Origin of the sequence: Chryseobacterium sp. P1-3 (genome assembly GCF_000738495.1) — a bacterium.
Taxonomy (GTDB): Bacteria; Bacteroidota; Bacteroidia; order Flavobacteriales; family Weeksellaceae; genus Chryseobacterium; species Chryseobacterium gallinarum.
In genome coordinates this window covers 92,793-106,277 of sequence record NZ_JPEQ01000008.1, presented here as the reverse complement: position 1 = coordinate 106,277, position 13,485 = coordinate 92,793, and the positions used below count along the sequence as shown (strand labels likewise).

Here is a 13,485-nt window from a genome sequence, read left to right as displayed (position 1 = left end):
TGTTCTACGTAAAATACTTAATTTTACAGCATGATATCCAAGCAGACGATAGATAAAATTTTTTCAACAATACGGGTAGAAGAGATTGTAGGAGAATACGTGCAGCTGAAAAGAGCAGGGTCTAATTATAAAGGACTCAGCCCTTTTCATGATGAAAAAACTCCGAGTTTTGTCGTTTCTGCCAGTAAACAGATCTGGAAAGATTTCTCTACCGGAAAAGGAGGTACTGCAATCTCTTTCCTTATGGAAATTGAAAACTTTACTTATCCTGAGGCGCTTCGTCATGCCGCCAAGAAATATGGGATTGAAATTGAAGAGGATCAGCGCGAAATTTCTGAAGAAGCAAAAAATGCCCAAACAGAGAAGGACCTGCTGTATAAAATTCATGAAGTAGCCAATAATTACTTCCAGGAAATCCTTTGGGATGACCAGGAGGGAAGAAGTATCGGGCTGGCTTATTTCAAAGAGCGTGAGCTTAGGGATGATATCATTAAAAAGTTCCAGCTGGGATATTCCCCGGAAAAGAAAAATGCTTTTACGGAATATGCTCTGGAAAAAGGCTATTCCAAAGAAATTCTGGAAAAATCCGGACTTTCCATTTTTCCGGAAAATGCTCCTGCAGGAATAGACAGGTTCCGGGAAAGGGTTATTTTCCCGATACACAGTTTTTCAGGAAGAGTTTTAGGATTTGGTGCCCGGATTCTAAAAAGCAATGTTAAAACAGCGAAATACCTCAACTCGCCGGAGACGGAGATCTATCATAAATCAAATGTTCTCTATGGGCTAAATCAAAGTAAGCAGGCTATTTCAAGAAAGAATGCCTGTCTTTTGGTGGAAGGTTATATGGATGTGATTTCACTTCATATGTCCGGAATTGAAAACGTAGTGGCAAGTTCCGGAACTTCACTGACTACCGAGCAGATCAAATTGATCAAAAGGCTTACAGAAAATGTAACCATTCTTTTCGATGGGGATAATGCCGGGATCAAAGCCAGTTTCAGAAGCATTGATATGCTGCTGACAGAGGGAATGAATATCAGGGTGCTGTTATTCCCTGACGGAGATGATCCGGACTCTTTTGCCAGAAAACATCCGCAGGATTATGTTGAAAAATACATCGAAAATGAAGCGATGGATTTTATCGACTTTAAAGCGGAAATCCTCCTTAGGGATGTTGAAAATGATCCCATTAAAAAGGCAGAAGCCATACGTGATATTGTAAAATCGGTTTCTTTTGTACAAAATGCGCTGAAAAGGGAAGTATACCTGAAAGAAGTTTCAAATAAATTCGGGCTTTCCGAGCAGAGCCTTTTCAATGAACTTGATGTCCAGAAGCAGATTACCCAGAACCAGACCCACCATGTTCAGCAGCAGAAGGAAAAAACGCCTCCGAAAATGGAGATTGTTCCGGTGGATCACGAGAAAGAAGATCCTTTTCTCTATGATGTTTTGTTTATGGAAAATAAACTGGTGGACCATATGCTGATGTTTGGAGATATTGTACTGAAAAGAAGAAATGAGAACAATGAAGAGTACCAGATCACGGTTATTGAAGAGATCCTCCATCATTTTGAAGAAGAACAGTACAAGTTTTTAGTCAAGGAAAATGAGATTATCATCAACCAGGTAAAAGAAGGAATCCGGAAAGATGAGCTCAGAAGTGGAAACTTTTTTGTATCTTTTATGGATGAAGAAATTACCACGAAGGTTGTAGATGCCCTGATTCCGTTAGATGAACTTGAAAACTGGGCTTCCAGGAATATTTATCCGCCTAATTACGGGGATAAGGTCGCAGATCAGGTGAAAGGTGATATCTTATTGCACAAATACCGGTACATCGATTATCTCATCAAAGAAACAGCCAGGGAACTGGATCAGTACAGCAATACGGATGAGGTAAGATATTTTGATCTGATCAAAAAAATCACCCTGCTGAAACAGGCTTCCATACGATTGAGCAATATCATCGAATACTCGCCGATTAAAGGAATTTATGCGGGGAGAAGAAGATAATGTACAGACAGGTTTTTGTATTCTGTGACAAAAAGTCTGATAAAATTTTAGGAATAAATATTGTAATTTACATTCCGAGAATATTTGTTTAAAAAAATAATACATAATAGAAATATGGACATTAAAAAGGAATTCAGAGATTTCTCTGTAAAACATTTAGGAAATAACGGTCTGGTTACCGATCAGTATATGGGAATGTATGGTCCGACGAACCTTACGCCTTACATTATGGAAGAGAGAAGACTGAACGTTGCTCAGATGGACGTTTTCTCCCGTTTGATGATGGACAGGATTATCTTCCTGGGAACAGGAATTGATGACCAGGTAGCCAACATCGTTACTGCTCAGCTCTTATTCCTGGAAAGTGCCGACCCGTCAAAGGATATCCAGATTTATATCAACTCGCCGGGTGGTAGTGTGTATGCAGGATTAGGAATTTATGACACCATGCAGATCATTAAGCCTGATGTAGCAACAATCTGTACAGGTATGGCCGCTTCTATGGGAGCTGTATTACTTGTGGCCGGAGAGAAAGGGAAACGTTCTGCGCTTAAACATTCAAGGGTAATGATTCACCAGCCTTCAGGCGGAGCCCAGGGAGTGGCTTCTGATATGGAAATCAACCTGAGAGAGATGCTGAAACTAAAGCAGGAGCTTTATGAAATTATCGCTCACCACTCAGGACAAACATACGAGTGGGTTGAGAAATCTTCTGACAGAGATTACTGGATGACTTCTGAAGAAGCTAAAGGCTACGGAATGGTAGATGAAGTTTTACAGAGATCTACAGAGAAAAAATAATTGATCTCCAAGATCATATTGAAAGAGGCTGTCCCAATTTTTGAGACAGCCTCTTTTCTATTTTTTAACAATCTTACGGATAACTGACTGACCTGAAGTTTTAATTTCTACAAAATAAATTCCCGGGCTTAAAGATTGAATATTAATCCTGGAATTCCCTGATGTCATTACTTTTTGGCCTGAAGAAGAATATATATTCACTTCTTTCATACTCTCCTGGGTATTGATATGAATATAATCAGTTGCAGGATTAGGATAGATACCCACTGTTCTTTTACTGACAGAAGAAGTTCCAAGTGTGGATTGAGGAGCTTCTGTGGGCGTAAAGGGCCTTCTCTGTCCGAAACTTAATCCAAGCCATTCACCGTTATGTAAAGTAATGGATGAAAGGTCGTTATGAATTTTCCAGTTTGACAAATTAGTTCCTTTGTATAATTTCCAGGAGTTGGACCCGTTCGGGGTACCTGAAAAAGAATTCAGGGATAAAGAAGAAACCTGATTGGCAGCTTTAGTATAATTAAATGTGCTTACCTGGGCATCAATCAATTGTAAAGCCTGCTCTGCGGTAATAGTTCCGTTATATTGAATTCCAAAAACAAATGAATCAGCATTTCCGTTAGAATTATCAGTTCCGAAGTCAATAACCACTAAGCTTTTATCAGAACCTGTACCGATCCAATTGGTAATCTGAGACGAATTATACCATAGAGAACTATAGGCAGGAAGCGGAGTAGAAGGCGCTTCTGCTGTGGGATTGCTGAACCCATAGGAAGCACCATACCATTTTCCGTCTGAGATGGTCCCGTTGTTCATCCACCCTACGGCAGACCAGCTGTTGGTATCATTCCCACGCCATAAACTCCAATAGTCCGGCCCGGATTGTTGTGAATGATCATTGAAGCTTAGCTCATCAAGGAAACCATTATTGAAGGTCAGAAAATAATCAAAGGCGGGTTCTGCATTTTTGATCATCTGAAGCATCTGAGGTCCGGTGATATTTTGCCCCGGATCGAACCGCACTCCCCAGGCATAAGACCTGTCATTGGTTCCGTCTTTAAAGTCTGCTACAAAATAGGCAGTCTGAGAGCCTGTTCCTACGAAAAACTTTATGTCGTTTGCCGTAAATTGTGCGCAACAAAAAACTACGATAAAACTGCATATAAAACTTAATATCTTTTGCATCCGGATTCTTATTTGATGATTAGTTTTTCAGTGAAGTTAGTGCTCTTATCCGTAATTTTTACAATATAAGTACCTTTAGGAAGTGTGTTTATATCAATTCCGTTTTGGGTATATTGTGCGTTGATGACCTTTCTTCCGTTAGCATCATACACCTGAATATTTCCGCTGTTTAAACCTTGTACAAAGAATTTGCTGTTTGCCGGATTGGGATATAAAGACAATTTAGAAGCTTTTGTATTTTCCACTGTTGAAAGTGACGGCGGTGCACTGTTGTTGTAAGCAATGATCTGATTAGGCAGCATGGTCACTGTGAAAGTGTTTTGTAAGGTTCCCTGTAAATCATATGTATAAATTTTTCCCGGTGCAATATATCCTTTAGGATCAGCCACATAAATCGTATTGTTGACAATATTAAACCCGTAAGCAGCAGCACCATAGCCGGTTACAGTAATAGGTGCCGTTGCAATGGGTGTCGTTGAAAAAGACGGTGCTGCAATAGGTGTTTTATAGATTGAAGCATCTTTCATGTAATAAATATTCGTTCCGTCTGTATCCATAAAAGAAGGTTTTGTTCCTGCCGGAAATGCAGTACTTGAAACGGTACTTTGAGTTACTGTATTATAGACTGTAAATGTTCCATAAGAGTTTGAGGTGTAGGGATTTCCGAAACTCATGATATAAAGAAACTGATCTTTTTCAAAAATGCTGTGTGGGAAATCTCCAACGTTTACCTCGGATTCAACTGTATTGGTAGAAGTATTGATCACATCCATAAATTGGTTGATTCCAAAACCTCCTTTTAGCAAAACATATAATCTGTTGTCTTTGCTGTAAATTTTTTCGGGTCCGCTTCCAACCGGAATATTGGTTTCATGCGTATAGGTATTAAGGTCATAAACGGCTACATAATTTTCTGTAGAACCGGAACCTCCCCAGTTGGTTACATAAAATTTGTTTCCGCTGAAGGCAATATATCTCGGATTATCCAGATTGGCTGAGATTGTGGTAATCAAAGAAAAGTCAGACTTATTGATGACTTTTATCTGATTGGAAATATTCAGGACCACAAAAATTCTGTCACCATAAATTTTAATGTCCTGTGCCGTATCCCCCAATGCAGCATTATTGTTGTGGGTTTTAAAATAGTTATTGGTAACTGATTGATTGGAGATCAGCGATATTTCGGCATTATTACTGCCGGCACCACCTTCATTAAGCACTAAAACGGCTTCAGTTTGAGCATTTGCAAAAAAAATGACAAATGCAAGAATAAGAAAATAGATTTTCTTCATGATATTATTAATTAAAGTTTTATTCCCGAAACTTACTTTCAGAGAGAGAAATTCTTCTGAATTGTATTAAGGCAGGTCTCCTGGCTTACATCCTATAGCGGCCTTCCCGGATCCGGATCCAGTGGCATCTCATGCTATAGGTGGAATAGTCTACAGTTGCGGGTACAGCTCAAGCATTGAATAAATTCTCACTTGATTCCCTATTAATGAACTATGTTCAACCTTAAAACGCTGCAAATATATCATATAAATTCCTGATTTACGTGTGGTAAATAACTTATCTTTTGTGTATTAAGTGTTTTATAAGCTCTTAGCTATAACGTGTTTTTTGAAATTAATAAAAAATGTGACCGATGGTTTTGTTTTTATAAATTTAACGGCAGGTATAGCTGTTTATATTGAATTCATTTTACAGGTTTCATTGTTAAAATACAATTATCATTGAATTAAAGATTAATTTACAATCGATTTATACTTTCGCAGCCATAAAAGTGAATATGAAAAGATTACTATTATCTGTTTTGATGTTAACGGTATTGGTTTCTTGTAACAAAGATGACGAAACTGCCCATAACCAGGATATTAATTACTCTAAACTTCCTCAGGAGTTTCCTTTTTCAAAATTAGCAACGGTAAATGGTGTGGATGTCATTAATGGAGGTTTTGGATCAGGTGCGGCTGCACACCCTACAAGAAAAGGGGAATTTTATGTCATTACAGACAGAGGACCTAATACGGATTACCTGAACGGGAAAAAGTTTTTGGCTCCCAATTTCAGTCCAACAATCATGCATTTTAAAATTAATGCCGAAGGAAATATTGAGGTGATCAAATATATTAAGCTTAAAAATCCATCAGGACAACCTATCACAGGTCTACCCAACCCTATAGGAATGGGGAGTACAGGTGAAACGGCTTACGATGCTTCAGGAAATGTACTGGGAACGGACAATTATGGTCTCGACAGTGAAAGTATTGTTGCAGCAGCAGACGGTACCTTCTGGGTTTCCGATGAGTATGGCCCTCACATTGTACATTATAGTGCAGAGGGTGTAGAGATGGAAAGAATAAGTCCGATAGGCGTTAATACAGGAACAAGAAAACTTCCCGCTGTGCTGGCAAAAAGAAGGGCCAACAGGGGAATGGAAGGGCTTTGTATAACTCCTGACGGTACTACTTTAGTGGGAGCCATGCAGTCTATGATGCATGTTCCAAGCAAGGCTTTGGCTAAAAATACTACCTTAACCAGAATTGTCACTTTTGATATTGCTACAGGGAAGACCAGACAATTTTTATATAAACAGGACGGGGGAGCCTCTGATTCAGTTTGTGACATTACTGCAATAAGTAATAATGAATTCCTGGTGATTGAGAGAGACGGAAACTTCGGGTCACAGGGCGGAATAAAAAAAAGTATACAGAATAAACCTGAGCGGAGCAACAGATGTAAACGGACCGGATATTGCCGCTGTTGACGGAATGAAAATCAATAATAAAGCTTTGGAAGAGTGTAGTTGGGATGAAATTACCAACGCCGGGATTAAAACGGTTTCTAAAACATTAGCTGTAGATCTGGTTGCCAGGTTAGGATATGAACATGATAAATTTGAAGGAATTGTTTATTTAGGAAATAATAAACTCGCTGTTTTCAATGATGATGATTTCGGGGTAGTAGATGATGGAAACGGTAACCCTAAAGCAAAAATACTACCTAAAACAGGCAAGGTAGATAAAGGAACAATGTACGTAGTCGATATTCAATAATTAGATTTTTTTTTACGAAAAACGGCGGGGATTATCTCCGCCGTTTTTATTGGTTAAAAAAATTGGTACACCGTTCAATGAAACGGGCTTTAGCCCGTTTAAAGATAAATAGCATTCCACTGGCTTTAGCCGAAACATATCATATTGAACCCTCTCTACAATCAGTAAAGAGGGTCCGGAAAAATATAATGTTCTGTAAAATTAATTAATTGAATGCCTCAATAATTTTAGAGAAATCTTCCAGTTTTAATGCTGCCCCTCCAATAAGGCCACCGTCAATATCCGGCTGAGAAAATATTTCTTTGGCATTATCCGGTTTTACGGAACCTCCATACAGGATAGATACTTCATCAGCTACTTCCTGTCCGTATTTTGTTGCAATAATATTTCTGATGTGGGCATGGATTTCCTGAGCCTGTTCCGGACTTGCGGTTTCTCCTGTTCCGATTGCCCAAACCGGTTCGTAAGCAATTACTACTTTTTTGATTTCTTCAGCCGAAAGAGTAAACAAAGCTACTTCAGTTTGGTTTTTTACGACTTCCAGATGCTGCCCTGCTTTTCTTTGCTCAAGGGTTTCTCCGTTGCAATAGATAGGAGTAAGCCCTTTGTCTAATGCCAACTTGATTTTTCTGTTGCAGTGTGAATCTGTTTCTCCGTGATATTGTCTTCTTTCAGAGTGGCCGATCAATGAACCGTTTACATCAATAGATTCCAGCATATCTGCAGAAATTTCTCCGGTGTAAGCACCACTTTCATGCTCGCTCATATCCTGGGAAAATACCCCGATTTCATCATTTTCAAAAATGTCTTTCGCCATCATCAGGTATAAAGAAGGCGGAGCAATCCACACTTCGCAGTTGGTAGCATTATTGTTTTTATAGCTTAGTAACTGAATCATCAATTGTTGGGCATCAATTACATTTTTGTTCATTTTCCAGTTTCCTGCTACGATCTTTCTTCTCATAGATTTATTATATTGATTTATTTTTACTTTTAATTTTTACTCTAATGAATCTGCGAACTTAATATTTTCTCACGCTGATTTGTTTGATTGAGCAGATTAATTGTCATTATAAGTTATTTACAACTCTTTTTTATATTGTCTAAAATATTGGAAGTATTAAAGTTAATTAACAGTCCCAATTTTTTTATTTGATAACTTTAAATAAGTGTATAGCTGCTTATAATGAACGTTATCCAGCTCCTTTATTGATTTTAATTCTAAGATCACTTTGTCTTCTACTAAGATGTCAATTTTAAAATTAATATCAAACTTTTTGTTATCATAATATACTGGTAGTATTACCTCAGATTTAACATCTAAGCCATTTTCTTCTAATTCATAAATCAGGATTTTTTGATATACAGATTCAAGTAAACCAGGGCCTAATTGGTTATAAACATTGAAAACACACTTTCTTACGATATATGAAATTTCATTTTCTGTCATTAGAAAAAAATCTGCGAAATCTGCAAAATCTGCGAGCTGATATTCTTATATTACTGATTTATCCCTTCCAGTTTAAACATGAACGCATACACCAAAGCAATATCCTTCAGGTAATCAAACCTTCCGGAAGCCCCACCATGGCCATAATCCATATCGGTTTTTAATAATAATACATTGTTGTCGGTTTTCATATCCCGTAATTTGGCAACCCATTTGGCCGGCTCAAAATACTGTACCTGGGAATCATGCAGACCTGTTGTTACCAATAGATTGGGATAATTCTTTTTCTCTATATTTTCATAAGGAGAATAAGACTTCATATAGAAATAAGCCTCTTTGTTACCGGGATTTCCCCACTCATCATACTCGTTGGTCGTTAATGGAATACTGGCATCCAGCATGGTATTCACAACATCCACAAAAGGGACCTGGGAGATTACCCCATTCCAAAGATCAGGACTCATATTGATTATTGCTCCCATTAAAAGGCCTCCGGCGCTTCCCCCTTGGGCATACAAATGTTTTGGAGAAGTATATTTTTCTTTAACCAGATATTCCCCGGCATCAATGAAATCAGTAAAAGTATTTTTCTTTTTCATCATTTTACCGTCTTCATACCACTGCCTTCCCATTTCCTGACCTCCGCGGATATGGGCAATGGCATAGGCAAAGCCCCGGTCCAGCAGACTGAGCCTGTTACTGTTGAATGTAGCATCCATTGAACTTCCGTATGAACCGTAAGCATACAGCAATAACGGGCTGTTACCATCCTTTTTGAATCCTTTCTTGTAAACGATTGAAATAGGAATCCGGGTTCCGTCTTTCGCTGTGGCAAAAAGTCTTTCAGTGGTATAATTGGTTCTATTATAACCTCCCAGAACTTCCTGCTGCTTCAAAAGGGTTCTTTTTCCCGTTTTTAAATCCTGTTCAAATTGTGAACTGGGAGTAATCATGGAAGTATAGCCGAAACGGAAGTTGTCTGTATTGTATTCAGGGTTACCGGATGGATATACGGTATATGTAGGTTCATCAAACTTTAAAAATTCTTTTTTTCCCGTTTTCCTGTCATAAATCACCAATTGGGAAAGACCGTTTTGTCTTTCACTGAATACCAGGTAATTCTTAAATTCAGAAATCCCCTGTATCAGAACATCTTTTCTGTGTGGAATAAAATCCTTCCAGTTTTCAACTTCTGTTTTGTTTAATGGGGCTTCCACAACCTTAAAATTAAGGGCATCCTTATTGGTGGTGATTAAAAATTTATCCTCCAATGGGGTTACATCATAAAGGACATCCTTCATTCTCGGCTGAAAAACCTTGAAAGTCCCGTTGGGATCATCAGCGTCCAGATATCTTGTTTCAGAAGAAGTGGTAGACTGCGAATCAAGCATGATGAATTTCTGATTCTTGGATTTGCCAACTCCAATATAATTGGTTTTGTCTTTTTCTTCGTACACAAGAACATCTTTAGCAGCATCTGTTCCTAGAGTGTGTCTGAAAATCTTTTCTGTTAAGAGAGTTTCAGGATTTTTAGAGGTATAGAAGATAGTTTTATTGTCATTGGCCCATGTCGCAGATCCTGTAGTATTTTTAATTCCAAGGTCTGTTGTTTTTCCGGTGGACAAATCTTTTAAAAATAGTTTATATTGCCTTCTGGAAACATCATCCACGCCATAGATCATTTTGGTATTATCCGGGCTGATGCTGAATCCGGATGCCGAATAATAAGGATGTCCTTCAGCCAGCTGATCCACGTCCAGCAAAATTTCTTCCGGTGCGGTAAGGCTTCCTTTTTTTCTGCAGTACTTGAAATATTGTTTTCCTGCTTCTGTTCTGCTGTAATAATAATACCCGTTTTTAAATACAGGAACAGATTCATCCTTTTCCTTGATTCTGGCTTTCATCTCCTGGAAAAGCTTTTCCCTGAAAGACTCGGTATCTTTCATCATGGCCTCCCAATACTTGTTTTCTGCCTTTAAATACTCAACGACTTTAGTAGAGTCTCTTCCTTTTTTGAAATAATCAATCATCCAGTAATAAGGATCATTGACCTTATCACCGTGTATATCCCTTATATGTTCCTGCTTTTCTGCAACAGGAGCTTTCAGATCCGGAAATTTCTGAGACTGGAATGTAGCTGTACTCATTACTAATAATCCTAAATAAATTTTTTTCATGGTAGAGAGTTTAGTGATTTGGGATGGCTGATTATAATCCCCACAGATTTTTCAGAAGAACATAAAAAGTATGTTCTTCCTCAGTTACTTTATGATCTGCTTTGATTAATGATTTCGCAAATTTTACAAATTTTACGCGTTCCTCTTCCGTAGAATCATCATGGAAACATCTGGCGTGAAATTCAAAATGATCTTTCCATTCCTCAGGTTGTAGTAAAGCAAGGATTTCCAGCTCATTATCAAGATTCATTCGGAATGGAAATTCATCCGCTAAATATTGTTGTACCAGCATTCCTTCTTCAGGGGCAAATTCTCCGTCTACGGAAGAAAGGATCATTAACAGGTGATAGCCGGCGATAGATTTATTTGATTTTTGCATAATTGTTTTAATATTTCTTTACTAAATAATCTAAATTATTGTTTTCTAATATTTTATCAAGATATTTTCCTCTGCTGCTTGAATCTCTCTGATAAGGGGCAAATCGGTTGGCCACTTCATTGAATTCATCATTCAGCCTGAGTAATTCTTCAATTTCGTTTGTATTAAGAGGTTTTTGAGAAAATTCGGTATTGAATTGCATCAGTTTTTTTACAGCAATTTCCTTTTTTACAATTTCTTCCTCGGTTGAGTTCAGAGTACAGATTCCATATATTCCTTCACAATAGGCATTCCATTCGCTTTCAAAAACTTCATTGAGCTTTTCCTGGTCCGGAGATTCATTGCTGAAAATATTGTGATAAGCAAAATTCTTATCAGGATGGCGCATTAAAAGCTGGCTGAATTTTTCTTTAAATTCTGCCTTATATTGCCGGCTGTCTTTTAACTCCTTATTCTTTTCAACTATTGAAATGCAGCTTTTGCTGAAGTACCTTTCTGCTATTTCACTCTGAAATTCATCCTTAAGAGGAGAGGTGATCTTTATACTGCGGGTAACGGTATAGGAAGCGTCGGGAACCAGTTGATTTTGGATAAGTCCTGATAGATCATCTTTTGTGATGCCTGTTATGCTGCATAATTTTTCTTCCGTAATATAATTCTTATTAATATATTCAAAATTTTGTTCCATACCTTTCATCTATTTGACATAATCTTTTGCAGGTTGCTTATCTACAATTTTTCCATTTTCCAGGATCAGTACAAAAGGGTTACTTCGCGCAATGGTTTTAATACCGGTCCCGTCCATCATTGCATTTTTGATTATTTTAAAGGTGTTCGGATCCGTTGAAACTCCATAGATCAGTGCTCCTTTTTGGGCATTAACTTTTGCCTCTACTTTTTGAAGCAGGTCAGCAGGCACCTCTTTAGGATGGTAGGAGAATACAACGATAGCTTTGGGAGCATTAATAATTGATTCCGTAATTTCCGCTCCCGAAGGATCTTCAATTTTGAATTTCACAATCTCCGATTTGTAACCTTCTTTTACAAGGACAGATTCATTTTTCCCTTCCTCAATTTTCCATGGAGAGCCTTCTTCCCAATATTGGGTCTCTTTGATGTAATCATCCTGATTAACCTTTACAACTTCTCCTGTTTTCTGGTTTTTAAGAGAATAGAAGGTTTTATATTCGGAAGGATTTTTATTGATTTTTTCCTTTTCCGTTTTCAGATTGGTACCAATTTTATAATCCCGGAAGTCAATCAATGGCTCATGCATAATTCCCTGAGTCATAATGTAAATCATTACAAAAGAAAAAGCACCTAAAATATAATATTTAAACTTCCCTGAAGATTCCTTTCTGTCATTGTTATATCCATATGAATCCTTTTTACGGAATTCTTTTTTGTAGAGTATAAACAAAATAATAAGTCCGGCCAGAAGAACAATATCCTTGATGAAGCTTTGCCATGGAGTAAATTTAATAGCATCACCAAAACATCCGCAATCAGTAACTACATTGAAGTAAGCAGAATAGAAGGTGAGGAACCCAAAGAAAATACAAAGCACGATTAAGGCTGATAAGGTAAATTTAAGCTTTAATTTAAGCAGCAGCATAAATCCAAGGAAAAGTTCCAACATAACAACAATAATTGAAAACAGCAGCGCAAATTTTTCAAAAAATGGCATATTGAAAACAGCAGGCGAAAAATATTCTTCCATTTTGAAAGAAAAACCTACCAGATCCACAGCTTTTACAAAGCCGGACAGGATAAAAATAACTGCAATAATAAAGCGTAATAAACCTTTGATCATATTAAATAGTTTTGGGTTCGAATTGGTTTTCTTTTTCAGAGAACTTGATCAGGCAGAAAACAGCGTAATTCAGCATATCGAAATAGTTGGCATCCAGGCCTTCAGAAACAATTGTCTGCCCCTGGTTGTCTTCAATCTGTTTCGTTCTCAATACTTTTTGATAAATAAGATCAGTAATGGAAGATATTCTCATATCTCTCCATGCCTCACCATAATCATGATTTTTTCTTTCCATTAAAGCTTTTGCTTCGCTGGCATATTTATCGTAAAGGACTAAAATTTCCTCCTTATTTTCATTAAAATCATTGGAAAAGCCTTTCTCAAGTTGGATAAGCCCGATAATAGAATAGTTGACAATGGCAATAAATTCATCTTCTTCACTTTCATCCACCATCTTTTTATCGGTCATCTGAAGGGTACGGATTCTATTGACTTTGATATAAATCTGGTCCGTAATGGAACTGGGCCTCAACACCCTCCATGCTGCCCCATAATCCTGCAGCTTTTTACTGAAAAGATCACGGCACTGACTGATAATTTTCTCGAATTGTACTGACGTTTTTAGCATAAAATTTCTTAATCTTCCAAATATACGAATTAGGTTTTAGATTTTT

The 13,485-nt window shown here is 37.6% G+C and carries 13 protein-coding genes and 1 riboswitch; of the genes, 4 read left to right on the top strand and 9 right to left on the bottom strand.

What is annotated here, in order from left to right:
- Positions 1–30 precede the first annotated feature (30 nt).
- Positions 31–2,013, top strand: coding sequence for a DNA primase (gene dnaG / locus HX13_RS13260; RefSeq protein ID WP_050021503.1), 1,983 nt, complete (start codon positions 31–33; stop codon positions 2,011–2,013).
- 114 nt (positions 2,014–2,127) lie between these two features.
- Positions 2,128–2,814, top strand: coding sequence for an ATP-dependent Clp endopeptidase proteolytic subunit ClpP (gene clpP, locus HX13_RS13255; protein WP_050021502.1), 687 nt, complete (start codon positions 2,128–2,130; stop codon positions 2,812–2,814).
- Positions 2,815–2,871: 57 nt separating this feature from the next.
- Here the strand turns inward: clpP and HX13_RS13250 are convergent, their stop codons facing one another.
- Positions 2,872–3,996 carry a T9SS type A sorting domain-containing protein gene (locus HX13_RS13250; protein ID WP_050021501.1) on the bottom strand — a complete coding sequence of 375 codons (1,125 nt, stop codon included), beginning with the start codon at positions 3,994–3,996 and terminating at the stop codon, positions 2,872–2,874.
- A gap of 8 nt (positions 3,997–4,004) precedes the next feature.
- Complete coding sequence (locus tag HX13_RS13245; protein WP_050021500.1) at positions 4,005–5,288, bottom strand: YncE family protein; 1,284 nt, start codon at positions 5,286–5,288, stop codon at positions 4,005–4,007.
- 52 nt (positions 5,289–5,340) lie between these two features.
- A riboswitch (cobalamin riboswitch) is annotated at positions 5,341–5,529 on the bottom strand.
- Positions 5,530–5,785: 256 nt separating this feature from the next.
- Here HX13_RS13245 and HX13_RS13240 point away from each other — a divergent pair.
- Both HX13_RS13240 and HX13_RS25630 read left to right on the top strand, forming a co-directional pair.
- Positions 5,786–6,763 (top strand): esterase-like activity of phytase family protein, encoded by a 978-nt coding sequence (locus HX13_RS13240; protein ID WP_262483551.1) that lies wholly within the window; start codon positions 5,786–5,788, stop codon positions 6,761–6,763.
- Positions 6,711–7,052, top strand: coding sequence for an esterase-like activity of phytase family protein (locus HX13_RS25630; RefSeq protein ID WP_316931314.1), 342 nt, complete (start codon positions 6,711–6,713; stop codon positions 7,050–7,052). Before HX13_RS13240 ends, HX13_RS25630 begins: the two co-directional genes overlap by 53 nt.
- 205 nt (positions 7,053–7,257) lie before the next feature.
- Here HX13_RS25630 and tpiA read toward each other — a convergent pair whose 3' ends face one another.
- The 7 genes from tpiA to HX13_RS13205 all read right to left on the bottom strand — a co-directional run bounded on the left by tpiA (position 7,258) and on the right by HX13_RS13205 (position 13,439).
- Entirely contained in the window at positions 7,258–8,016 is a 759-nt protein-coding gene (tpiA, locus tag HX13_RS13235; RefSeq protein ID WP_050021499.1) for a triose-phosphate isomerase, read from the bottom strand.
- Between the two features lie 162 nt (positions 8,017–8,178).
- On the bottom strand, positions 8,179–8,502 hold the full coding sequence (locus HX13_RS13230; RefSeq protein WP_410493132.1) for a GxxExxY protein: 324 nt from the start codon (positions 8,500–8,502) through the stop codon (positions 8,179–8,181).
- 50 nt (positions 8,503–8,552) lie between these two features.
- A complete protein-coding gene (locus tag HX13_RS13225) occupies positions 8,553–10,679 on the bottom strand; it encodes a S9 family peptidase (RefSeq protein WP_050021498.1) in 2,127 nt (708 codons plus the stop codon).
- Between the two features lie 31 nt (positions 10,680–10,710).
- Positions 10,711–11,058, bottom strand: coding sequence for a TerB family tellurite resistance protein (locus tag HX13_RS13220; RefSeq protein ID WP_050021497.1), 348 nt, complete (start codon positions 11,056–11,058; stop codon positions 10,711–10,713).
- 7 nt (positions 11,059–11,065) lie between these two features.
- The gene (locus HX13_RS13215; protein ID WP_128572408.1) at positions 11,066–11,746 is read right to left on the bottom strand and encodes a DUF6058 family natural product biosynthesis protein; all 681 of its coding nucleotides are present in this window, start codon (positions 11,744–11,746) and stop codon (positions 11,066–11,068) included.
- Positions 11,747–11,755: 9 nt separating this feature from the next.
- Positions 11,756–12,871, bottom strand: a complete 1,116-nt coding sequence (locus tag HX13_RS13210; RefSeq protein WP_050021495.1) for a BT_3928 family protein — start codon at positions 12,869–12,871, stop codon at positions 11,756–11,758.
- Between the two features lies 1 nt (position 12,872).
- Positions 12,873–13,439 (bottom strand): DUF1599 domain-containing protein, encoded by a 567-nt coding sequence (locus HX13_RS13205; RefSeq protein ID WP_050021494.1) that lies wholly within the window; start codon positions 13,437–13,439, stop codon positions 12,873–12,875.
- Positions 13,440–13,485: the final 46 nt, after the last annotated feature.

Coding starts and splice junctions, on each gene's coding strand:
- dnaG (WP_050021503.1), top strand. CDS start 31: ATGATATCCAAGCAGACGATAGATAAAATTTTTTCAACAATACGGGTA.
- clpP (WP_050021502.1), top strand. CDS start 2,128: ATGGACATTAAAAAGGAATTCAGAGATTTCTCTGTAAAACATTTAGGA.
- HX13_RS13250 (WP_050021501.1), bottom strand. CDS start 3,996: ATGCAAAAGATATTAAGTTTTATATGCAGTTTTATCGTAGTTTTTTGT.
- HX13_RS13245 (WP_050021500.1), bottom strand. CDS start 5,288: ATGAAGAAAATCTATTTTCTTATTCTTGCATTTGTCATTTTTTTTGCA.
- HX13_RS13240 (WP_262483551.1), top strand. CDS start 5,786: ATGAAAAGATTACTATTATCTGTTTTGATGTTAACGGTATTGGTTTCT.
- tpiA (WP_050021499.1), bottom strand. CDS start 8,016: ATGAGAAGAAAGATCGTAGCAGGAAACTGGAAAATGAACAAAAATGTA.
- HX13_RS13230 (WP_410493132.1), bottom strand. CDS start 8,502: ATGACAGAAAATGAAATTTCATATATCGTAAGAAAGTGTGTTTTCAAT.
- HX13_RS13225 (WP_050021498.1), bottom strand. CDS start 10,679: ATGAAAAAAATTTATTTAGGATTATTAGTAATGAGTACAGCTACATTC.
- HX13_RS13220 (WP_050021497.1), bottom strand. CDS start 11,058: ATGCAAAAATCAAATAAATCTATCGCCGGCTATCACCTGTTAATGATC.
- HX13_RS13215 (WP_128572408.1), bottom strand. CDS start 11,746: ATGGAACAAAATTTTGAATATATTAATAAGAATTATATTACGGAAGAA.
- HX13_RS13210 (WP_050021495.1), bottom strand. CDS start 12,871: ATGATCAAAGGTTTATTACGCTTTATTATTGCAGTTATTTTTATCCTG.
- HX13_RS13205 (WP_050021494.1), bottom strand. CDS start 13,439: ATGCTAAAAACGTCAGTACAATTCGAGAAAATTATCAGTCAGTGCCGT.